At 68.7% G+C, this 22,664-nt stretch carries 17 protein-coding genes; 11 read left to right on the top strand and 6 right to left on the bottom strand.

Annotated elements, in window-relative coordinates; genetic code table 11:
* Positions 1–9: 9 nt before the first annotated feature.
* From murD to ftsZ, 8 genes are read left to right on the top strand one after another with little or no spacing between them, the layout of a single operon-like run.
* On the top strand, positions 10–1,770 hold the full coding sequence (gene murD, locus QZ994_RS00795) for a UDP-N-acetylmuramoyl-L-alanine--D-glutamate ligase (RefSeq protein WP_290866945.1): 1,761 nt from the start codon (positions 10–12) through the stop codon (positions 1,768–1,770).
* Complete coding sequence (gene ftsW, locus QZ994_RS00790) at positions 1,767–3,044, top strand: putative lipid II flippase FtsW (protein WP_290866943.1); 1,278 nt, start codon at positions 1,767–1,769, stop codon at positions 3,042–3,044. The genes murD and ftsW overlap by 4 nt, the downstream gene beginning before the upstream one ends.
* Positions 3,041–4,147: an undecaprenyldiphospho-muramoylpentapeptide beta-N-acetylglucosaminyltransferase gene (gene murG / locus QZ994_RS00785; protein ID WP_290866939.1), complete on the top strand. Its 1,107-nt coding sequence runs from the start codon at positions 3,041–3,043 to the stop codon at positions 4,145–4,147. The genes ftsW and murG overlap by 4 nt, the downstream gene beginning before the upstream one ends.
* Entirely contained in the window at positions 4,144–5,559 is a 1,416-nt protein-coding gene (murC, locus tag QZ994_RS00780) for a UDP-N-acetylmuramate--L-alanine ligase (protein ID WP_290866936.1), read from the top strand. The genes murG and murC overlap by 4 nt, the downstream gene beginning before the upstream one ends.
* Complete coding sequence (locus QZ994_RS00775) at positions 5,556–6,530, top strand: D-alanine--D-alanine ligase (RefSeq protein WP_290866933.1); 975 nt, start codon at positions 5,556–5,558, stop codon at positions 6,528–6,530. The genes murC and QZ994_RS00775 overlap by 4 nt, the downstream gene beginning before the upstream one ends.
* Before the next feature lie 27 nt (positions 6,531–6,557).
* A complete protein-coding gene (locus tag QZ994_RS00770; RefSeq protein WP_290866930.1) occupies positions 6,558–7,424 on the top strand; it encodes a cell division protein FtsQ/DivIB in 867 nt (288 codons plus the stop codon).
* 25 nt (positions 7,425–7,449) lie between these two features.
* The gene (gene ftsA, locus QZ994_RS00765) at positions 7,450–8,679 is read left to right on the top strand and encodes a cell division protein FtsA (RefSeq protein ID WP_290866927.1); all 1,230 of its coding nucleotides are present in this window, start codon (positions 7,450–7,452) and stop codon (positions 8,677–8,679) included.
* A gap of 54 nt (positions 8,680–8,733) precedes the next feature.
* Entirely contained in the window at positions 8,734–9,966 is a 1,233-nt protein-coding gene (gene ftsZ / locus QZ994_RS00760) for a cell division protein FtsZ (protein WP_290866924.1), read from the top strand.
* A 133-nt stretch (positions 9,967–10,099) separates the two neighbouring features.
* Here the strand turns inward: ftsZ and QZ994_RS00755 are convergent, their stop codons facing one another.
* Together QZ994_RS00755 and QZ994_RS00750 are read right to left on the bottom strand one after the other, a co-directional pair.
* Complete coding sequence (locus QZ994_RS00755; RefSeq protein WP_290866921.1) at positions 10,100–11,656, bottom strand: methyl-accepting chemotaxis protein; 1,557 nt, start codon at positions 11,654–11,656, stop codon at positions 10,100–10,102.
* A gap of 119 nt (positions 11,657–11,775) precedes the next feature.
* A complete protein-coding gene (locus tag QZ994_RS00750) occupies positions 11,776–13,005 on the bottom strand; it encodes a multifunctional CCA addition/repair protein (RefSeq protein WP_290866917.1) in 1,230 nt (409 codons plus the stop codon).
* Between the two features lie 220 nt (positions 13,006–13,225).
* Between QZ994_RS00750 and QZ994_RS00745 the strand changes: the two genes are divergently transcribed.
* Positions 13,226–13,450 carry a hypothetical protein gene (locus tag QZ994_RS00745; RefSeq protein WP_290866914.1) on the top strand — a complete coding sequence of 75 codons (225 nt, stop codon included), beginning with the start codon at positions 13,226–13,228 and terminating at the stop codon, positions 13,448–13,450.
* A gap of 33 nt (positions 13,451–13,483) precedes the next feature.
* Here QZ994_RS00745 and rsmA read toward each other — a convergent pair whose 3' ends face one another.
* From rsmA to lptD, 3 genes are read right to left on the bottom strand one after another with little or no spacing between them, the layout of a single operon-like run.
* On the bottom strand, positions 13,484–14,320 hold the full coding sequence (gene rsmA, locus QZ994_RS00740; protein WP_290866910.1) for a 16S rRNA (adenine(1518)-N(6)/adenine(1519)-N(6))-dimethyltransferase RsmA: 837 nt from the start codon (positions 14,318–14,320) through the stop codon (positions 13,484–13,486).
* The gene (locus QZ994_RS00735) at positions 14,310–15,770 is read right to left on the bottom strand and encodes a peptidylprolyl isomerase (RefSeq protein ID WP_290866907.1); all 1,461 of its coding nucleotides are present in this window, start codon (positions 15,768–15,770) and stop codon (positions 14,310–14,312) included. Before QZ994_RS00735 ends, rsmA begins: the two co-directional genes overlap by 11 nt.
* Positions 15,763–18,519, bottom strand: a complete 2,757-nt coding sequence (gene lptD / locus QZ994_RS00730; protein ID WP_290866902.1) for an LPS assembly protein LptD — start codon at positions 18,517–18,519, stop codon at positions 15,763–15,765. Before lptD ends, QZ994_RS00735 begins: the two co-directional genes overlap by 8 nt.
* A 156-nt stretch (positions 18,520–18,675) precedes the next feature.
* Here lptD and QZ994_RS00725 point away from each other — a divergent pair, with 156 nt between their 5' ends.
* On the top strand, positions 18,676–19,770 hold the full coding sequence (locus QZ994_RS00725; RefSeq protein ID WP_290866899.1) for a phosphotransferase: 1,095 nt from the start codon (positions 18,676–18,678) through the stop codon (positions 19,768–19,770).
* A 184-nt stretch (positions 19,771–19,954) separates the two neighbouring features.
* The gene (locus tag QZ994_RS00720) at positions 19,955–21,463 is read left to right on the top strand and encodes a DEAD/DEAH box helicase (protein ID WP_290867037.1); all 1,509 of its coding nucleotides are present in this window, start codon (positions 19,955–19,957) and stop codon (positions 21,461–21,463) included.
* A gap of 45 nt (positions 21,464–21,508) precedes the next feature.
* On the opposite strand, the gene QZ994_RS00715 is transcribed toward QZ994_RS00720, so the two are convergent.
* Positions 21,509–22,450 (bottom strand): AraC family transcriptional regulator, encoded by a 942-nt coding sequence (locus tag QZ994_RS00715; RefSeq protein WP_290866896.1) that lies wholly within the window; start codon positions 22,448–22,450, stop codon positions 21,509–21,511.
* Between the last annotated feature and the right edge of the window lie 214 nt (positions 22,451–22,664).

Here is a 22,664-nt window from a genome sequence, read left to right as displayed (position 1 = left end):
CCGTTCACGATGCACCACCTTCACCACCTCACCGTGCTGATCCTGGGTCTGGGCGACTCGGGCCTGGCCATGGCGCGCTGGTGCGCCCGGTGTGGCGCGAACGTGCGCGTGGCCGACACGCGCCAGGCCCCGCCGCAAGCCGCCGCGCTGGCCGCCGCCGTGCCCGCGGCCACCTTGCACCAGGGCCTGGATCCGGCCTTGCTGGATGGCGTGGACCTCGTGCTCAAGAGCCCGGGCCTGGCCCCGAACGCGCCCGACGTGGCCGCGCTGTGTGGTCGCGCCGACGTGCTGGGCATCCCGGTGCGTGGCGAGCTCTCGCTGTTCGCCTCGGCCCTGGCCGACCTGAAGACCGATCTGGGCTATGTGCCCAAGGTGTTGGCCATCACCGGCACCAACGGCAAGACGACGACCACCTCGCTCACCGCCCAGCTGATCGAGCGTGCCGGTCTGCGTGTGGGCATGGCGGGCAACATCGGCCCGACCCTGCTTGACACCCTGAGCCAGGCCCTGGACGCCGAACCCGCGCGCGCGGTCGCCGCCGAAGAGGCCGAGGCAGAGGCCGAGGCCGCTGCGCCGGTGGACGCCGTCGAGGACGCCCCGCCCGTGGTGGAGGCCGATGCCGATGTGGCCGCAGGCGAGCCGGAGGCGGCCCTGTCGAGCGACGTCGACGATGCCGACGCCCCGCTGATCACCCTGGCCCCGCCCCCTCCCGCTGCGCCCACTTTTGAGGTGCTGCCCGAGGTCTGGGTGCTGGAACTCTCCAGCTTCCAGCTGGATGGTGTGAGCAACTTCGAGCCCAGCGCGGCGGCGGTGCTCAACGTCACGCAGGATCACCTCGACTGGCATGGCTCCATGGCCGCTTATGCCGAGGCCAAGGCCCGCATCCACGGCAAGACCGGCATCATGGTCATCAACCGCGATGACGATGTGGTCGCCGCCATGGTGCCCCCGCCCGAGGTGATCAAGTCAGGCGTGCGAGGCCGTCCGGCGCGCATGGTCGAGCGCCAGGTGGTGCGTTTCGGTCTGGATGCGCCCAAGCGCCCAGGTGATTTCGGTCTGGTCACCGAAGCCGGCATGGCCTGGCTGGTCCGTGCCCACGAGTCCGACCCCACGATCAAGCGCAAGAAGGGCGACCCGGAAGAAGAGATCACCCTGCAGCGCCTGATGCCGGCCGATGCCCTGCGCATCCGCGGTCGCCACAACGCCTCCAACGCACTGGCGGCCCTGGCCCTGGCCACCGCCATCGGTGTGCCCATGGCGCCCATGCTGCATGGCCTGCGTGAGTACCGTGGTGAGCCGCACCGGGTCGAGCACGTCACCACCGTGGGCGGCGTGGACGCCATCGACGACAGCAAGGGCACCAATGTGGGGGCCACCGTGGCCGCCCTGCAGGGCCTGGGCGCCGACCTGGCGCCAGGCAAGCTCATCGTCATCCTGGGTGGCGATGGCAAGGGGCAGGACTTCGGCCCGCTGCGCGACCCGGTGTGCCGCCATGCCCGCGCCGTGGCCCTGATCGGCCGCGATGCCGACGCCATCGGTGCCGTGCTGCAGGGCGCAGAAAGCCCGAACGGGCAGGCCCTCCACATCGCCGCCCATGCCTCGCTGGAGGCCGCCACGCGCTGGGCCTTCGAGCAGGCCGTGCCCGGTGACGCCGTGCTGCTCAGCCCGGCCTGCGCCAGCCTGGACATGTTCCGCAACTATGCCCATCGGGCCGAGGTCTTCATCGCCGCGGTGCACGAGGTCGCGGCCGACCGGGGAGACATCGCATGAGTGGCCAGACCGCACGCCGCCCCTTCGTCTCGGGCCTGATCGGCAGCCTGCGCGCCCGCCTGGGCCGCGAGGGCTCGGCCGACAGCGGCAGCCTGCCGGTGCGCGATTTCGTCAACGTCAACGCGTCGCACCCGTCCCGCGTGATGGGCTTCGACCAGCCGCTGGTGTGGCTGACCATCTCGCTGCTGGTCATGGGGCTGATCATGGTCTATTCGGCCACCATCGCCCTGCCCGACAGTCCGCGCTTTGCCAACTACGCGCCCATGCACTTCTTCACCCGACACCTGATGTCGCTGGTGATGGCGGTGGCCGTCGGGGCCGTGGTCACGCAGATCCCGATGTCGACCTGGGAGCGCTGGGCTCCCTGGCTGTTCGTGGCCTCGCTGGTGCTGCTCATCCTGGTGCTGATCCCGCACGTCGGCAAGGTGGTCTATGGCGCGCGGCGCTGGTTGCCCCTGGGCTTCATGAACTTCCAGCCGTCCGAGCTGGCCAAGCTGGCCATCGTGCTCTACGCCTCCGACTACATGGTGCGCAAGATGGACGTGAAGGAACACTTCTTCCGCGCTGTCACGCCCATGGCCGTGGCCGTGGGCGTCGTGGGCCTGCTGCTGCTGGCCGAGCCCGACATGGGCGCCTTCATGGTGATCGCCACCATCGCCATGGCCATCCTCTTCCTCGGCGGTGTGAACGGCAAGATGTTCACGCTGATCACCGGCGTGCTGCTGGGGGCCTTCATGCTGATGATCTCGCTGAGCCCCTGGCGGCGCGAGCGCATCTTCGCCTACCTCGACCCCTGGAGCGAAAAGAACGCCCTGGGCAAGGCCTACCAGCTGACCCACTCGCTCATCGCCTTTGGCCGTGGCGAAATCTTTGGCGAAGGGCTGGGCTCCAGCCTGGAGAAGCTGCATTACCTGCCCGAGGCCCACACCGACTTCCTGCTGGCCGTGATCGGTGAAGAGCTGGGCTTCATCGGCGTGGCCGTGGTCATCATCGCCTTCTTCTGGCTGGTGGTGCGCCTCTTCAACATCGGCCGGCAGGCCATTGCGCTCGACCGCGTCTTCTCCGGCCTCGTGGCCCAGGGCGTGGCGGTGTGGATGGGCGGCCAGGGCTTCATCAACATGGGTGTGAACCTGGGCGTGCTGCCCACCAAGGGCCTGACCCTGCCGCTGATGAGCTTTGGTGGTTCGGGCGTGATGCTCAACTGCATTGCCCTCGCCATCTGTCTCCGTGTCGACATGGAGAACAGGCAGTTGATGAGGGGAGGCCGCGCATGAGCAGGCACCTCGTCATCATGGCCGCCGGCACCGGGGGGCACATCATGCCCGGCCTGGCCGTGGCCGATGAAATGAAGGCCCGCGGCTGGACTGTGTCCTGGCTGGGCACGGCCGGTGGCATGGAAAACCGCCTGGTGCCGCCCACCGGCATCCCGCTGGACACCATCGCTTTCAATGGCCTGCGCGGCAAGAGCCTGAAGGACACCGTCTTTGGCGGCGTGCGCCTGCTCAAGGCTTTCCTCGATTGCTTCAAGGTGCTCAAGGCGCGCCGTGCCGACGCCGTGCTGGGCATGGGGGGCTACGTCTGCTTCCCTGGCGGCCTGATGGGCGTGGCCCGAGGCCTGCCCCTGGTCATGGTGAATGCGGATGCGGCCATCCTGTTGAGCAACCGCGCCCTGCTGCCCATCACCGACGTGCTGGCCTGCGGCTTCGATGGCGACGCCTCGAAGCACAAGGTCGCCCGCGTGACCGGCAACCCCGTGCGCGCCGAGATCGAGGCCATCGCGCCGCCCGCCGAGCGCTTTGCCGCCCGGACCGGCCCCCTGCGCGTGCTGGTGGTCGGAGGCAGCCTGGGTGCCCGCGTGCTGAACCAGACCGTGCCGCAGGCCCTGGCCCTGATCCCGGCCGACCAGCGTCCGCTGATCACGCACCAGACCGGCATGGCCAACCTCGACGACGTCAAGGCCGCCTACCAGGCCGCCGGGCTGGACGCCTCCCGCGACGCCGAGGTCCTCCCCTTCATCAACAACATGGCGCAGCGCCTGGCCGAGTGCGACGTCATCGTCTGCCGAGCCGGTGCCATCACCGTGAGCGAACTGTGTGCAGCGGGCGTGCCCAGCGTGCTGATCCCGCTCATCGTGTCGACCACGTCGCACCAGCGTGACAACGCCGCCTACATGGCCGCCCATGGCGCCGCCGTGCACCTGCCCCAGACCGAGCTCTCGCCTGCGTCGCTGGCGCAGCGCTTGCAAGCCCTCAACCGGGCCGATCTGCTCACCATGGCCCAGTCGGCCCGCGCCCTGGCCCGTCCCCGTTCGGCCGCCGCGGTGGCCGATGCCATCGAAGAACACGTGAAACCCACAACAGCAAAGGCAGCGTCATGAAGCACGCCGTCAAACACATCCACTTCGTCGGCATCGGTGGTGCCGGCATGAGCGGCATCGCCGAGATCCTCCACAACCTGGGCTATGTGGTCTCGGGCTCCGACCAGTCGAGCAGCGCCACCTCGCGCCGCCTGGCCAGCCTCGGCATCACCGTGCACGAAGGCCACGACGCCGCCCACATCGCGGGCGCCGAAGCGGTTGTCACCTCCACCGCCGTGAAGGGCGACAACCCCGAGGTCATCGCCGCCCGCGCCAAACGCATTCCCGTGGTGCCCCGCGCCGTGATGCTGGCCGAGTTGATGCGCCTGCGCAAAGGCATCGCCATCGCCGGCACGCATGGCAAGACCACCACCACCTCCCTGGTCACGGCCATCCTGGCCGAAGCCGGTGTGGACCCCACCTTCGTCATCGGCGGCAAGCTCAACAGTGCTGGCGCCAACTCGGCGCTGGGCAAGGGCGAGTACATCGTGGTCGAGGCCGACGAGTCCGACGCCTCCTTCCTCAACCTGTTGCCCGTGCTCTCGGTCGTCACCAACATCGACGCCGATCACATGGACACCTATGGGCACGATTTCGCACGCCTGAAGCAGGCCTTCGTCGAGTTCCTGCACCGCATGCCGTTTTACGGCTCGGCCATCCTGTGTGCGGACGACCCTGGCGTGCGCAGCATCATCCCGCTGATCTCGCGCCCGGTCATCACCTACGGTTTCGGTGAGGACGCCCAGGTGCGCGCCGTCAACGTCGAGGCCCTGGCCGGTGGTCAGATGCGCTTCACCGTGCAGCGCCGCAACGGAACCGTCATGCCCGACCTCACGGTCACGCTCAACCTGCCGGGCGAGCACAACGTGCTCAACGCACTGGCCGCCATTGCCGTGGCCACCGAGATCGAGCTGCCCGACGAGCCCATCGTCCAGGCCCTGGCCGCGTTCTCGGGCGTGGGGCGCCGCTTCCAGCGCTATGGCGAGTGCCCGGCTGCCGACGGTGGTCGTTTCACCCTGATCGACGACTACGGTCACCACCCGGTCGAAATGGCCGCGGTGATCGCTGCCGCCCGCGGGGCCTTCCCCGGTCAGCGCCTGGTGCTGGCCTTCCAGCCCCACCGCTACACCCGCACACGCGACTGTTTCGAAGACTTCGTCAAGGTGCTGGGCACGGCGGATGCCGTCCTGCTGACCGAGGTCTACAGCGCCGGGGAATCGCCCATCGTGGCCGCCGATGGGCGCGCCCTGACCCGCGCGGTGCGCGTGGCCGGCAAGGTCGAGCCGATCTTTGTGGACGAGGTCGCAGGCCTGCCGCAGGTCATTGCCGAATCGACCCGCGATGGCGACATCGTGATCTGCATGGGCGCCGGCACCATCGGTGGCGTGCCTGCCAAGGTCGTGGACCTGCTGAACTCGGGAGCTGCCGCATGAGCTTCACCCCCCTGCAAGCCCCCCGCGTGAACCCGGCCGAACTCGGCAAGGTGGCCGTGCTGTTTGGTGGCACCTCGGCCGAGCGCGACGTCTCCCTGATGTCGGGCAGCGGCGTGCTGGCCGCGCTGCAGGCCGAAGGCGTCAACGCCATCGCCTTCGACCCGGCCGAGCGCCCGCTCGAAGACCTGATCAAGGAAGGCGTCGACCGCTGTTTCATCGCCCTGCATGGCCGGGGCGGCGAAGACGGCTCGCTGCAAGGCGCGCTCGAACTGCTCAAGATCCCCTACACGGGTTCGGGCGTGATGGCTTCGTCCATCGCCATGGACAAGATCATGACCAAGCGCATCTGGCGCTTCGAAGGCCTGCCGACCCCCGATTGGCGCCTGGTCGCCAGCGCCGAAGACTGCGAGCACGCGCTCACGGCCCTGGGCGCGCCGATGATCGTCAAGCCCGCTCGCGAAGGCTCGTCCATCGGCCTGACCAAGGTGACCGACCCGTCGCAGTGCGCTGCCGCCTATGCGGCCGCGGCCCAGCACGACCCCGAGGTGCTGTGCGAGCAGTTCATCGATGGCGAAGAAACCACCTGCCCGGTGCTGACCGTCGAGGGCGAGGCCCAGTCCCTGCCCGTCATCCGCATCAAGGCCCCGGGGGGCAACTACGACTACCAGAACAAGTACTTCAGTGACGACGTGAAGTACCTCTGCCCCAGCCTGCTCGATGCGGACGAAGAGGCCGAGATCCAGCGCCTGGTGCTGCGCGCCTTCAAGACCCTGGGTTGCCGGGGCTGGGCCCGCGCCGACGTGATGATCCGCGCCACCGACCGTCAGCCCTTCCTGCTGGAGATCAACACCTCGCCCGGCATGACCAGCCACTCCCTGGTGCCGATGTCGGCCAAGGTGGCCGGCCTGGCCTATGGCCAGCTCTGCGTGCACCTGCTGGCCTCGGCCAGCCTGGACGCGGCCATCCGCTGAAGCCCACCGACGCTCACCCAGCCCACCATGCTTGCCGCTGCCGCCCTCCACCCCAGCCCCGCTTCCAGCGAGACGCCGACCGACGTCCGCTGGATGAACGTGGCCACCATCGCGCTGGCGCTGGGGCTGCTGGGCCTGTTGCTGGCGTCGGGCCTGGTGCGGCTGTCGCGCCTGCCTTATTTCGCGCTGGAGCGCATCGAGGTCGAAGGCGACCTGGATCGCAACAACCTGGCCACCGTGCGTGCCAACGTGGCGCAGCGCCTCTCGGGCGGTTTTTTCAGCGTCGACCTGGCGAAGAGTCGAGAGGCCTTTGAGGCCGTGCCCTGGGTGCGCAAGGCCGTGGTGCGCCGCGTCTTCCCCAACGAGCTGCGTGTGGTGCTGGAAGAGCACAAGCCCGCCGCCTACTGGGCCCACGAGGACCGTGACGACCAGCTGGTCAACACCTTTGGCGAAGTCTTCGATGCCAACCTCGGTGACGTCGAAGACGAGCACCTGCCCACGCTGGAGGCCCCCGCCAACCCGACGGCCGACGAGGCCCGCGCCATGCTCGACATGCTCCACCGCCTGCAGCCCGTGTTCAAGCCCCTGGGCGAGATCGCCACCCTGCGCCTGACGGAGCGCGGCTCCTGGAGCGTGGAGCTGGACAACGATGCCAGCGTGGTGATCGGCCGAGGCTCACCCGATGAGCTGGTGGCGCGAGCCGACCGTTTCGTGCGCACCCTGCCCGATGTGCAGCGCAAATACCCCGCCCCTCTGGCCTACGCCGACCTGCGTTACCCCGAGGCCTACGCCGTCAAGCTGCGTGGCTTGAGCACCTGGCAGGACGGCACGGCCAAACCCCTGATTCCGCGCAAGCCCGCAGCCCACAAGGCCGCGCCGGCTGCCACCCATTGACCTACACGGAAACCCAGCACCCACCATGCCCAAGGAATACAAGGATCTGGTTGTCGGACTCGACATCGGCACCGCCAAAGTGATGGCGGTCGTGGCCGAAGTCCTGCCCGGTGGCGAGCTGCGCATCGCCGGGCTGGGCGTGGCCCCGAGCCACGGCCTCAAGCGCGGCGTGGTCGTCAACATCGACGCCACGGTGCAGTCCATCCAGCAGGCCCTGAAAGAGGCCGAGTTGATGGCCGACTGCAAGATCAGCCGCGTCTGGACCGGCATCACCGGCAGCCACATCCGCGGCCAGAACAGCACCGGCATGGTCATCGTGCGCGACAAGGAAGTCGCCCCGATCGACGTGCAACGTGTGGTCGAGACCGCCAAGGCCATCAACATTCCCAACGACCAGCGCCTGCTGCTGGTCGAGCCGCAAGAGTTCATCATCGATGGCCACGAGGTGAAGGAGCCCATCGGCATGAGCGGTGGCCGCCTCGAGGTGAAGGTGCACATCGTGACCGGTGCGCAGAGCGCGGCCGAGAACATCGTCAAGTGCGTGCGCCGCTGTGGCCTGGAGGCCGAGCAGCTGGTGCTCAACCCCAGCGCGTCGAGTGCCGCCGTGCTGACCGACGACGAAAAGGCCCTGGGCGTGGCCCTGGTCGACATCGGGGCGGGCACGACCGATGTGTCCATCTTCACCGATGGCTCGGTGCGCCACACGGCCGTGATCCCCATTGCCGGTGACCTGATCACCAGCGACATCGCCATGGCCCTGCGCACCCCCACGAAGGACGCCGAGGACATCAAGGTCGAACACGGTGTGGCCAAGCAGCTGCTGGCCGATCCGAACGACCAGGTCGAGGTGCCCGGCCTGGGCGATCGCGCCCCGCGCATGCTCTCGCGTCAGGCTTTGGCCGGCGTGATCGAGCCGCGCGTCGAAGAGATTTTCTCGCTGGTTCACCAGGTGATCCGCGAGTCTGGATACGAGGAACTGCTGTCGTCCGGCATCGTGCTGACCGGTGGCTCGGCGGTGATGCCGGGCATGGTCGAACTGGCCGAAGACATCTTCCTCAAGCCGGTGCGCAAGGGCACGCCCTTGTACTCCGGCGCACTGCACGACATGGTGGCGAGCCCCCGCTCGGCCACCGTCATGGGCTTGCTCGAAGAAGCGAGACTCGCGCGTTCGCGCGGGATGAAGGCGGCGCAACAGGCCGGGTCGGTTCAGACCCTGTTTGGACGCGTACGCGATTGGTTTGTAGGCAATTTCTGAAACCTCATTGGTACGTTTTCACTGGCAACTGCTTGAACAAAAGAGAGGCATGACATGGCAATCGAAATGATCGAAAACTTCGACACCGGCACGCAGATCAAGGTGATCGGTGTGGGTGGCGGCGGCGGCAACGCCGTGGACCACATGATCGCGGAAGGCGTTCAGGGCGTGCAGTTCATCTGCGCCAACACCGACTCGCAGGCGCTGAACCGCTCGTCGGCCGAGATGCAGCTGCAACTCGGTGGCACGGGCCTGGGCGCCGGCGCCAAGCCCGAGGCGGGCAAGGCCGCAGCCGAAGAGGCCGTCGACCAGATCCGTGCCGCGCTGGACGGCGCGCACATGGTCTTCATCACCGCCGGCATGGGCGGTGGCACAGGCACGGGCGCTGCGCCGGTGATCGCCCGCGTGGCCAAGGAAATGGGCATCCTCACCGTCGGTGTGGTGACCAAGCCCTTCGAATTCGAAGGCAACCGCCGCATGAAGCAGGCCGATCAGGGCCTGGCCGAACTCGAAGCCAACGTCGATTCGCTGATCGTTGTGCTCAACGAGAAGCTGCTGGAAGTGCTGGGTGACGACATCACCCAGGAAGAAGCCTTCTGCAAGGCCAACGACGTGCTGAAGAACGCCGTGGGCGGCATCTCCGACATCATCCACATCCCGGGTCTGGTGAACGTCGACTTCGAAGACGTCAAGACCGTGATGAGCGAGCCGGGCAAGGCCATGATGGGCACCGCCACCGCAGGTGGCCCGGACCGCGCCACCAAGGCCGCCGAAGCCGCTGTCGCCTGCCCGCTGCTCGAAGGCATCGACCTCTCTGGCGCCCGTGGCGTGCTGGTGCTGATTGCCGCCGGCAAGTCCAGCTTCAAGCTGAGCGAGTCGCGCAACGCGATGAACACCATCCGCCGTTACGCGGCCGAAGACGCGCACGTGATCTACGGCACCGCCTATGACGAGTCGCTGGGCAACGAGCTGCGCGTCACCGTGATCGCCACCGGTCTGAGCTCGGCCCGTCGCGCCCAGGCGCCGATGACCGTGGTGCACAGCGCCGCGACCACCCAGGCTTTCGCCCGCACCGGTACCGACAACATCCCCGTGCTGACCCAGCCGGTGGGTCACGCCCAGGCCCACAGCGTGGCCCATGGCAGCAGCCACGACTTCAGCGGCATGAACACGCCCAGCGTGTGGCGCTCGGGTCGCACCCAGGCGGCCGCCAAGGTCGACGCCCTGGCCAGCAATGGCATGGACGAGATCGAAATCCCGGCCTTCCTGCGCAAGCAGGCTGACTGATCGGCCTCTGGGCAGCGTCCTCAGGGGCGAGCCCATCTTGTTCTTTTGTCAGTGAAGCCTCTTTTCCCCCTGTGCCCATGCGTGGCACAGGGGGTTTTTGGCATCCTTGTTGGCATCGCGCCCTGCATGGCGCTCAGCGTGTGCGGAACACCGACACCGCCTCCATCAGCCCATTGGCCTGGTGTCGCAGGCTCTCGGCTGCCGCAGACGTTTCTTCGACCAGCGCCGCATTCTGCTGCGTGGCCTGGTCCAGCTGGTTGACGGCCTGGTTGATCTGGCCGACGCCGGTGCTTTGTTCCGTGCTCGACGAGGTGATCTCGCCGATCAGGTCATTGACCTTGCGCACCTGCATCACCACGTCGGCAATCGTGCGCCCGGCGTTGTTGACCTGGGTGCTGCCGATCTCGACCTTCTCGACGCTGTCGGTGATCAGGCTCTTGATTTCCTTGGCCGCATTGGCCGAGCGTTGCGCCAGTGAGCGCACTTCCGATGCCACGACCGCAAAACCACGACCTTGCTCGCCAGCGCGGGCGGCTTCGACCGCGGCGTTCAGCGCCAGGATGTTGGTCTGGAAGGCGATGCCGTCGATGACCGAGATGATGTCGGAGATGCGGCGGCTGGATTCCTGGATGGCCGACATGGTGGCCACGACCTGGTTCACGTCTTCCCCCCCTTGAGCGGCCACCATCGTGGCCTGGGCCACCAGCTGGTTGGCCTGGCGGGCGTTGTCCGAGGTGGCGCGCACCGTGTCGTTCATCTGGTGCATCGAGGCGGCCGTTTCCTGCAGGCTTGCGGCCTGCTGTTCGGTGCGCGACGACAGGTCGGCATTGCCCTGGGCGATCTGGGCAGACGCGGTGGCGATGGCGTCGGTGCCCTGGCGCACGCCGTGCACCAGCTCTGACAGGTTGCGGCTCATCTGGTTCATGCCGCGAACCAGGTCGCCCACCTCGTCGCCGGCGGTGGTGTGGACCTCGCGGCTCAGGTCGCCTTCGGCCACGGCCTGGCTGAGCTGCACGGCCTCGGCCAGGGGCCTGGTGATGGAGCGGGTGATGGTGTAGGCCAGCACGCCGCAGGTGGCCATCAGCAGACCCACGGCGATCACCAGCACGGTGACGGCCCTCTGGTAGACCTGCTGGGAGTCGTTCCAGGAGTCGACCGAGCCCTTGGCGTTGAGGTCGACGGCCTTTTGCACCAGGGCCATGACTTCGTTGAAGTCCCGTGCCGAGTCGCCGACGGCGTAAGCGCGCGCTTCCTCGAACCGGGCGGGACCGTCGTCCGACATGGCCAGCAGATTGGTCATGCTGGTGTCCGCTGAGCCCATGGCGTCCTGGATCTCCTTGAAGAGGGCGGCCTCTTCGGGCGACGAGATCAGCTTTTCGTAGTGGGCCAGCAGCTTGGGCAGCTTGTCCTTGCTGGATGCGGTGACGGCTTCCAGCTGCTGGCGCTTGCCGCCGGCATCGGGCTCCAGGGTGTGGCGCAAGGCCGCGCGGCGCATGTTGTTCAGTTCGGAGCGGATGTCACCCAGGGCCTGCACGCTGGGCAGCCAGTTGGTGGCCAACTCTTCGGTGCGGTCGTTGACCTTGGCCATTTGCGTGAGCCCGAACACGCCTGTGCACACCACCAGCAGTCCGGTGATGCCAAACGCCAGGCCCAGTCGGGCGCCCAATCTCAGCTTCATCAACCACGCCATGTCTCGCTCCTCGTGTACTGCTGGTCTGCTGACCACACGGTGCTTGTCGGACGGCCGGCGCCGGACTTGATGAAATGAAACCTTTGATAGATCTGAAGCCGATGCGTGCGTGCGTTCCGTCACGAAAGCGCGCGTGCGCCCTGCAGGGCCGCGAGCCGCGCAGCGGTGATGGCCGCGCCGACCGCTGGCCCCTTCAGGCCTTTTGCCAGTGCCTGCGCCGACACCGCCGCGGTGTCGACGGCCAGCACCGTGGCCAGGGCGGCGGTCAGGCGGGTGGCCTGGGGGTAGGGCTGCTCGCTCAGGCCCAGGCGGCCCCGGGCGTCGCACTCGCAGGCCAGCAGCAGTTCGGCAAAGCGCGCGGGCTTGCGCAGGGCGTCGCAACGCTCGAGCAGGCGCAGGGTGGCCTCCGGCCCCAGGTCGCCGCTGCGGTGCACGTTGCCGTGTTCTCGGGCCACCACGTCGGCCAGTTCACGGCAGTCATTGGGGGCTCGTAAGCGAGTGCTCACTTCTTTGAGGAGGCGCGCGCTGCGGCCTTCGTGACCCAGGTGGCGAGGCAGCACATCGGGCGGGGTCGTGCCTTTGCCCAGGTCGTGGCCCAGGCAGGCGTAGCGCACCGGCAGGCTGGTGCTCAGCTGGGCGGCCATGTCCAGCACCATCATCAGGTGGACCCCGGTGTCGATTTCCGGGTGGTGGTCGGCGCGCTGGGGCACGCCCCAGAGCCGGTCGACCTCGGGCAGCAGCCGGGCCAGGGCCCCGCAATCGCGCAGCACGGTGAACATGCGCGAGGGGCGGGCCTCCATCAGCCCGCGGGCGAGTTCCTGCCAGACGCGCTCGGCCACGAGGTGGTCGACCTCGCCTGCGGCGACCATGTCCCGCATCAGGGCCTGGGTCTCGGGCGCGACGGTGAAGTCGTGGAAGCGGGCGGCAAAGCGGGCCAGTCGCAGGATGCGCACCGGGTCTTCAGAGAAGGCAGGCGAGACGTGGCGCAGCACCCGGTCGGCCAGGTCTCGCTGGCCGCCGTGCGGGTCGATCAGGCGTCCATCGGCATCCTGGGCGATGGCGTTGACGGTGAGGTCACGGCGGACCAGGTCGTCTTCCAGGGTGACGTCCGGGGCCGCGTGGACCACGAAGCCATGGTAGCCGTGGCCCTGTTTGCGTTCGGTGCGGGCCAGTGCGTGTTCCTCGCCCGTCTCGGGGTGGAGGAAGACGGGGAAGTCCTTGCCCACGGGGCGAAAGCCCAGGTCGACCATGGCCTGCGGGGTGCCGCCCACGACCACCCAGTCGCGGTCGCCCACGGGCCGGCCGAGCAGGCGGTCGCGCACGGCGCCGCCAACGAGGTAGGTTTTCATGCTTGCAGTGTAGTGAAGGCGCCTGGCCGTGCGGCCCGGTGGGCCGCCTTGGGGCGTTGGGGGATGAGGGTGAACCACGATGGGGCAAACCCTGGAATGGGCGGTCAGGCTGGCTCTGTTTTGCCACGGCATCGGGCGCCCGATGGGCCTGGGGCATGGCGTGGTGTCTGGCACGGCGTGTGCATTGCTTCACACATCCGCATCAACCAGGATGTTTGCCATGAAGTCCAGGATCCTTGCCCTCCTCGTGCTGAGCTGCGCCGCCAACCTGGCCCAGGCCGCGACCCCTGAGGTGACGGAGGCCGTCCCCACCGGCATGCGCGGCATGCCCGAGGTGCTGGCGCAGTGGACGGCACCTTCCCTGTCCTCGTCGCCTTTGCTGGCCTCCATGCTGGCCGGGGCAGGCCTGGTGGTCGGTCTGGCGCGCCGCCGCCTTCAAAAGTGAGGCGAAGGCCGGGCTTGCCCGGCATGGGCATGGTCAGCGCTTGAGGGCCGCCAGCGCCAGGTAATCGCTCACCGGCACCTCTTCGGCACGGCGTTGCAGGTCGAAGTCGGTGTCGATGCCGTGCTCTTCGATCCAGTGGCCCAGGGTATGGCGCAGCAGTTTGCGGCGCTGCGAGAAGGCGACCGCCACCATCTTTTCCAGCACCTGCGGATCGACCGCAGGCACCTCGGCCAGCGGCGTCATGCGCACCACGGCCGAGTCCACCTTCGGCGGCGGGTCAAAGGCCTCCGGGGGCACGTGAACCACGTTTTCCATGGCGTAGCGCCACTGCAGCATCACGCTCAGTCGGCCGTAGTCCTTGTTGCCCGGGCTGGCCACCATGCGGTCCACCACCTCCTTCTGCAGCATGAAGTGCTGGTCGACAACGTGGTCGGCCCAGGGCAGCAGGTGGAAGAGGATGGGGCTGGAGATGTTGTAGGGCAGGTTGCCGATCACCCGCAGTTTCTGGCCGGCATCGCGGGCGATCGCGCCGAAGTCCACCTTCAGCACGTCGGACTCGATCACCTGCAGCTCGCTGCGCTTGCGCAGGCGGGCGGCGAGGTCGCGGTCCAGTTCGATGACGGTGAGCCGTTCGCTGCGCTCGACCACCGGGTTGGTCAGGGCGGCGAGGCCAGGGCCGATTTCGACCAGGGACTGGCCTGGCTTGGGCGCGATGGCGCGCACGATCTCGTCGATGACGCCGAGGTCGCTCAGGAAGTGCTGGCCAAAACGCTTGCGGGCGATGTGTCCGCCACCGCCGGCGACGGCGCGCTTGGGGCCTTGGGGGCGGGTGTCGTGGCCGGGCCGGCTGCCGGGGCGGTCAGGGCGCATCGCGCATTTCCACGTAGGCGGCGGCGCGGAGTTCGCGTGCCCATTCTTCATAGGTGGGCTCGAACTTGCGTTCGCGCAGCACCGCACGGGCGGCTTCGCGCTGCTGGGCATCGGTCAGCTTGACCTCGCGGCGCTCGATCAGCTGGATCAGGTGCACGCCAAAGCGGCTGACGATGGGCTCGGAGATCTGGCCGGGCTGCAGGGCCACCATGGCCTTCTCGAACTCGGGCACGAACTGGCCGGGCGCGGCCCAGCCCAGGTCGCCGCCTTTGGCGGCGCTGCCGTCTTCGGAGTACTGGCGCGCCATCTGCGCGAAGCTGCCTTGGCCGCCAATGATCTGTTTGCGGATCTCGCTCAGGCGCTTGATCTGCTCGGCCGGAGGCTGCTGCGGTGTGGTGCGCAGCAGGATGTGGCGGGCACGCTGCTCGGTGTAGCTGGCCTGGGCCGAGTTTTCGCGCTCGATCAGCTTGACGATGTGGAAGCCCGCGTTGGAGCGCACCAGCGGAGCCACCTGGCCGACCTTGAGGTCCTTGGTGACGTTGACGAAGATGTCGGGCAGCTTGCTGGCCGGGCGCATGCCGAAGCCGCCGCCCTGGTCGCGGGTGGCCTTGTCGGCGGAGTTGTCCTTGGCGAGCTGGCCGAAGTTGGCGCCGCGGGATGCGCTCTCCTGCAGCGCCTGGGCCTTGGCCTGCAAGGCCTGCACCTGGGCGGCCGTGGCACCTTCGGGCACGGCGATCAGGATGTGGGCGACATTCAGGTTGACCTCGGCCTGCGCGGCCGGATCGGAGGCGATGAAGGCGTCGAGCTCTTCGTCGCTGATCTTGATGCGGGGGATGACCTCGCGCTCGCGCACTCGCTGCAGCAGGATCTGCTCCTTCAGGCTCGCGCGGTAGCGCTGGAAATCCAGGCCATCGCTTTCCATGCGCTGGCGCAGCTCGGCCAGGCTGAGCTGGTTCTGCGAGGCGATGCTCTCGATGGTGCCGTCGATCTCGGACTCACCGACGTCGATGCCGTTGTTCTTGGCGAAGGAAATCTGGACCTTCTCGTCGATCAGGGCGTCGAGCACCTGGCTGCGCAGCTCATCGGCGGGTGGCAGTTGCGTGTTGCGCTGGGCGGTGTCGAGGATGCGGCTGACGCGTTTGTCGACATCGGTGTGGGTGATGAGCTCGCTGTTGACCACGGCGACGATGTAGTCGGCGGTGGTTTGTTGGCCGGCCAGGTTGAGCTCGGTGCTCATGCTGCGGTTGCCGGGGATGCGTGGCGAGGTCGCGGGGGCGTCCTTGCGCTGCAGCTGGGCCAGGGCGGGGGGCATGCCACCGGCGAGCAGGCTCAGGGCCACGCAGCTGGCGATCACGCGCGGGCGCCAGGCGGGCTGGGCGCTCAGCCCCGCGGCAGACGCAGGGTGGCGGGCGGGGCGGGTCGAGCGTGAGGAGGGCAGGTGGTCAGTCATCGGTGGTGGTTCGCGTGGCGCCGGGCGCAGACAGCACGCTGCTTTGTTCGCGCAGCAGGCTGTAGCCAGGGATATTGTCCTTCAATGTGCTCAGCGGGTTCGAGCCGATGCGCGACAGGCCCACCAGTTCCAGCTGGAACATGATGCGGGTGCTGGCCTGGGTGCTGCCGGTGGTGACCCGTTCGCCGACGACGCGGGCGATCCAGCAGCCGGCGTCGTATTCGACGCCCAGCAGGGTGTTGGCCATGCGGCCGTCCCGCAGGCTGTAGTTCAGGCGTCCCACGCCATACCAGGTGCCGCCGCATTGCTGGCCTGATGTCGCGCCTTGCTGGTTGAGCGCGATCTGATCGGGCGAAGAGGCCTGGGCCTTGAGCTGGCTGACCGTGGTCTTGCGGCCGAACAGGGGCCATTGCCAGCCCAAGTCGATCTGGTTGGTGGCGCCACGGGTGTAGCGGTAGGTGGTGCTGACCGTGCGGAAGGGCCCGGGCGAGTAGCGCACGCCCATGGTGGCGCGTTCGGCCTCGTGGGTCTGGCCATTGAGTTGCACCACGCTGTCGAGGTTCCAGGACGGGATCACCGAGGTGGAGCCCAGCAGCAGCAGGTCGGACAGGCGCTGCGTGATCGGCCCGGTGCCCGAGGGGTTGATGCGCTGGTCGGACAGCAGCAGCTTTTGCACCACGCCAAAGCGCATGGCTTCGGCGCCGGTCTTGTTGTCGAGCAGGCGCGAGCTCACGCCCATGGTGATCTGGTTGGCGTCGGACACGCGGTCCACGCCGGTGTAGGCGTTTTCGCTGTAGATGGCGTACTGGTTGAAGTCGCGCGGGGCGCTGTCGAACAGGGGCAGCAGGCTCTGGTCGCTGTAGGGCGTGCGCACGTACTGGATGCGCGGCTCCAGGGTCTGGGTGAGGTCTCGGCCGAACAGGGTGGCCGGGCGCTCCAGCGTCATGCCGGCGTTCAGGCTGAAGGTGGGCAGGGTGCGTGAGGCGGTGCGGCTGCCGTTGGCCAGCGCCTGGTCCAGGTCGTACTGGGTGCTGTTGAGGGCCAGGCGCGGGGTGAGCGTGACGCCACCCAGGTCGATGGCGCGCTCCACCTGGCCGGTCAGGTTCACGCGGTTGCCGGTGATCTTGCTGGCGTCCTGGTGGGTGAAGCGGTCGATCTGGGCCTGGGTGGTCCAGCTCAGGGCGCTGTCGACGTCGCTGCGGCTGCGCAAGCCGAGCTGGCTGCGGCGGTAGGGGGCTTCGATGGCGCTGCTGGTGGCGTCGGCCGTGGTGTCGAGGTCGCGCAGGACCTGCCAGGTCTGCACGCCGCCATACAGCGTGGTCTGGGTGTTGCCCAGGCCCCAGTTCTGCGCATTGAGCTGGCGTTCGACGTTGGCGTGGCTGTCGTACAGGCGCGGTGTGATCGAGGGCAGGTTGCGCGGGAAGTCGCGCCAGTAGTCGTCGTCCGAGACGCGGCGCCAGCGGATGTCGTAGCTGGTCAGGGCGAAGCTGTCGCTGCTCTCCAGGCTGCCAAGGTGCTTGAAGTCGACCAGGCCGCGGGACTTGCCGGCCACGCTGTCATCGGGGATGCCGTAGACCTCCAGCGAGCCCAGGTCGTGAGCCCCCATGTAGCGGAACTCGGCGCCCAGACCCGGGCCGCGGCGGGTGGACACCGTGGGCGTGAGGGTGAGGTCGCGCTGGGGCGCGATGTTCCAGTAGTAGGGGACGCCGAATTCGAGGCCGCTCTTGTTGTCGTAGTCGATGCTGGGCGGCAACCAGCCGGACTTGCGCTGGTCGTTGAGCGGGAAGGTCAGCACCGGCGCGGCCAGGATGGGCACGCCCTGGAACCAGATGACGGCGTTTTCGGCGCGGCCCTCGTTGGCGTCGAAGTCCATGTCGACGCGGCTGGTCTTGAGGGACCAGTCGGGCTCGCCGGGGCTGCCATCGGCGGTGTTCTCCGGGGTGCAGCTGCTGTAGCTGGTGCGGAAGGCGCGCAGGCGGTTCTCGCCGAGGAACTCGATCAGCTCGGCCTGACCGCCGGCCTGGGTGCGGGCGAACCAGTACTGCGGGCGGATGAACTCGCCGGTCAGGGTGTCGAGCTTCAGGTTGAGCTCGGGGCCGGAAAACACATTGCCGTTGCGTGTGATGACCACATGGCCCATGGCGCTGGCGGCGTTGTCGGCTTGGGTGTGGGTCATCTCGTCGGCACGCACGGTCAGCTCGCCCTGGCGCAGGCGCACGGCACCGGTGGCACGGGTGCGGCTGCCGCTTTCGCCCTCGAGGTGGTCGGCCTCGAAGAAAAGCGGCTGCTTGCCGTCGTGGGGGGCACTCGGCGTGCTGGGCAGGGAGAAGCTCAGGCGCGAGGCGCCGGTGCCGCGGTCGCTGTCCCGGGTCAGGGGGGCGTCGCCTGCCGGGGCGGACACCTGGGCGGCGGCCTTGGTGGCCGGGGCAGGTGAAGCCGTCGTGGCCGGTGCCTGGGTGGGCTTGACCGTGGTGTCGGCCTTGGTGGCCTTGATGGCTTTGCTGGTGGCCGAGGCGGATGCAGCGGCCGCGGCAGATGCGGCGGATGCCGCCTGGGCAGCGGCCACCGCGCTCAGGGCCCGAGCCCGCGCGGCCACGGTGGAGCGCTCGGGCGTGTTGCCGGCGAGGGGCTCGGTCGGCTCGGCCGACCAGGCGGTGGGCAGGCAGGCGAAGGAGGCCGCGCACAGGGCCGCGGCCAGGGCCATCGGGGTGCAGCGGGGCAGGGCAGGGAGGCGGTGAAGGCGGTTCACAAGGCGGTCAGAAAGGGCTGTGGCGGGCGGCCAGGGAGTGGCTGTCGCAGAGAGGCTGCGGCGTGGGCGTCCGCGTTGCGATCCGGCCTTGCCTAGAATCGCCGCATTATTTCATGCCGCCCGCCTTCCCTGAGTCTTCACCCGAGTCGCCCTGCCATGACCGCATCCCCCGCCCAGACCTCCCCGATCTCCTGGTCCGATCCTGCCCGCCAGGCGGCCTTTGAGGCCTGGCTGGCCGGTGTGGCGCCGGCCCATGGCCTGCAGCCCGCCAGCGTGCGCTCGGCCAGCGCCGATGCCAGCTTCCGACGCTATTTCCGGGTCGACACGGCCGCCGGCGCCAGCCTGATCGTGATGGACGCCCCGCCCGCCAAGGAAGATTGCCGTCCCTTTGTGGCCATCGACCGCCTGCTGGCCGCCGGGGGCGTGAACGTCCCCGTGATCCATGCATGGGACGAGGTCCAGGGCTTCATGCTGCTGAGCGACCTGGGGGCCCACACCTTCCTGTCGACCCTGGACATGGGTGAGCTGGACCACCACCCCGGTCAGCCCAACCGCTTGCGCTACATGGCCGCCATCGACGAGCTGCTGCGCCTGCAGGCCGTGCCTGCCGACAGCCTGCCGCCCTATGACGACGCCCTGCTGCAGCGCGAGCTCGACCTGATGCCCGACTGGTACTTCACCCAGCTGCGCGGCCAAACCATCTCGGATGCCGACCGCACCGTGTTCGACAAGGCCTTCGCCCTGATCAAGGCCGAGTGCCTGGCGCAGCCCGTGGCCTTCGTGCACCGGGACTTCCACAGCCGCAACCTCATGGTCGACCCGGCCAACCCGGCGGCCCGCCCCGGCGTGATCGACTTCCAGGATGCCGTGCGTGGCCCCCTGACCTACGACCTGGTCTCGCTGCTGCGCGACGCCTACGTGATCTGGGACGAAGACATCCAGCTGGACTACGCCGTGCGCTACTGGGAGCGCGCCAAAAAGGCCGGCCTGCCCGTGACCGCCGACTTCGCCGATTTCTGGCGCCAGTTCGAGTGGATGGGCCTGCAGCGCCACCTCAAGGTGCTGGGCATCTTCGCCCGCCTGGGCATCCGCGACGGCAAGCGCCAGTACCTGGACGACATCCCCCGCGTCTGGACCTTTGCCCACCGTGTGGCCTCACGCTACCAGGGCCTGGGCCCGCTGGCCCACCTGCTGGAGCGCGCCGAAGCCGCCCATGGGGGCACCCAGACCCAGGTCGGTTTCACCTTCTGAGCCCCCGTCTGCCGAACTGGCCGGCCCTTTCGCCCAATAAAACTGCGCAAAAATGCAGCAAGAGGCGGATAATGCGCAACCGATGAATTCAAATCTGCCCCAAGCGACCACCCCTGCCGACCTGGTCGCGGCACAGCCTGACGCTGCGCCTGTCACCCCCGCGGCACCTCTGTCCGACGCTTCCCTGGTGCCCGCAACCCAAGATGCGGCGCCAGAGGCCGCGCCCGAAGCCCCCGCCCGCTTCGACACCCTGCCGCTCGACCCCAAGATCCTGCGCGCCATCACGTATCCCACGATGACGCCCATCCAGGCCAAGGCCATCCCCTTGGTGCTGGCTGGTCGTGACGTGATGGGCGCCGCGCAAACCGGCACCGGCAAGACCGCCGCCTTCTCGATCCCCCTGCTTCAGAAGATGATGAAGCACGAGAACGCCAGCATGTCGCCCGCCCGCCACCCGGTGCGCGCCATCGTGCTGGCGCCCACGCGCGAGCTGGCCATCCAGGTGGCCGACAACGTCAAGACCTACGCCAGCAAGTGCAACCTGCGCTCGGCCGTGGTCTTTGGCGGCATGAACATGAAGGAGCAGACGGTCGAGCTCAAGGCCGGCGTCGAGGTGCTGATCGCCACCCCGGGCCGCCTGATCGACCACATCGAGGCCAAGAACTGCAACCTCTCGCAGGTTGAGTACGTGGTGCTCGACGAGGCCGACCGCATGCTGGACATCGGCTTCCTGCCGGACCTGCAGCGCATCCTGAGCTACCTGCCCAAGACCCGCCAGACCCTGCTGTTCTCGGCCACCTTCTCGCCCGAGATCAAGAAGCTGGCGCAGAGCTACCTGCAGGACCCGGTGCTGGTCGAAGTGGCCCGCCCGAACCAGACGGCGACCAACGTCGAGCAGCGCTTCTACCGCGTCGACGATGACAGCAAGCGCGCCGCCATCGTCAAGATCCTGCGCGAGCGCGAGATCAAGCAGTCCATCGTCTTCGTGAACTCCAAGCTGGGTTGCGCCCGCCTGGCCCGTTCCTTTGAACGCGACGGCCTGCGCACCTCGGCCCTGCACGGCGACAAATCGCAGGACGAGCGCATCAAGGCCCTGGACGCCTTCAAGCGCGGTGACGTGGACATGCTCGTGGCCACCGACGTGGCCGCCCGCGGCATCGACATCGCGGCCCTGCCGGCGGTGTTCAACTTCGACATCCCCTTCAACGCCGAAGACTATGTGCACCGCATTGGCCGCACCGGTCGTGCAGGTGCGAGCGGCCTGGCCGTGTCGCTGGTGAGCGGCTCGGATGCCCGCCTGATGGCCGACATCGAGAAGCTGATCAAGAAGAAGATCGACGTGGAGTCCTTCGAGGTCGACCCACCCCGCCGCTTCAGCGACCGTGGCAGTGACCGCGACCGCGACAGCAGCCACCGCCGCGAACCCCGCCGCGACGATGGCGAACCCGGCTACGCCCCGCGCGCCGCCGAGTCGCGCGACAGCCGCCCTGCGGCCCGCCCGGCACCGCGCCGCCAGCCGGTCGACCCCTTCTTCGAGAAGCCCTACGAGCCTGACCCTTCGGCCGCCCCGGTGTGGGACGACAAGGCCGCTGCCGCCGCCCCGGCCAATCCGGGCGCAGGCCTCTCGCGCTTCATCAAGCCCAAGCGCAAGGTGGCCGCCTTGCTGGGCGGCACGGGCACGGCCCGCCGCTGAGCAGGCCGACCGCCCGCAACACGAAACCGCCTCCGGGCGGTTTTTTCATGCCTGCCCGGTTCCGAGCGAGGCGGTGCGCTGCAGCCGCCAGGCCGAGGGCGAGGCCCCGTAGGCGCGCTTGAACGCCTGGCTGAAGGCGGCCTCGGAGGCATAGCCCACTTCGTCGGCAATGCGGTTCACGGGCAGGGCGCTGTGGCTGAGTTGCCGCGCGGCCAGGCGCATGCGGTGGCGGGTGAGGTAGGTCAGCGGGGGCTCACCCAGGGTCTGGGTGAAGCGGTCTGCAAAGGCCGAGCGCGACAGGCAGGCCTGCTGCGCCAGTTCGGGCACCGTCCAGGCGCGGCGGGGCTCGCGGTGCATGCAGGCCAGGGCGGTGGAGAGCGCCCGGTCCTTCAGCGCAGCCAGCCAGTTGCCCGAGCCTTCGGGCAGGGCCTCGACGTGCTCTCGGATGCACTCCATGAAGAGGATGTCGCCCAGGCGGTTGACGATGGCCTGTTGGGCCGGGCGTGGCGCGGCGACCTCCTGGGCCAGGAACTGCAGACCGATGGCCAGCCACAGGGGCGGGGCCTCGCCCAGGCCGCGCACGTGCATCAGCGGGGGCAGGGCGGCCACCAGTGGCGCGGCCATGTCGACGTCAAAGCGGGCATGGCCGCTGATGAGCTGGCAGGGCGTGCCACCGCCGCCATGAGGGTGGGCGGCCATCTGCGACCGGGTCATGCGCGGCCGCAGCGGCTCGGCCACGGCCAGGCTCTGGGGTTTGTCGACCAGGCGGTGGGCGCCGCCGTCGGCCAGCACGACCAGGTCGCCGTGCTGCAGCAGGGTGGGTTCCAGGCCCTCGCGCAGCAGCCAGCACTGGCCGCCCGTGACCATGTGGAAGCAGGCCAGGCCCGGGGTGGCCAGCGACCAGGCCCAGGGCGCGGTGTTGTGCGTGGCGGCGAAGACGACGCCATCGAAGTGCATGTCGTCGAGGATGAGGCTGAGGCTGTCCATCGTACGGCACCTTGCCACACCGCACGGGCGCTGCGCACCCTGGTAAAGCCGCATCCCTGGTGCGTGGCGCCGGGATCGGTCCGTCAGCCGCCGAACCCGGCCGGTGGGCCGGGTTTGCCCCGATGGGTGGGCGGCGTTGCACAACAGGGGCGCGGCCGTGTGCGGCTTCACGCGCAGGCCCGGCGCCCCGAGACTGGCGCCATCCCTGAAAGAC

Source organism: Aquabacterium sp., from assembly GCF_021768455.1.
Classification (GTDB): Bacteria; Pseudomonadota; Gammaproteobacteria; order Burkholderiales; family Burkholderiaceae_C; genus Aquabacterium.
Note: the sequence above shows the minus strand (reverse complement) of the source record. Positions and strands in the feature narration are given on the sequence as shown.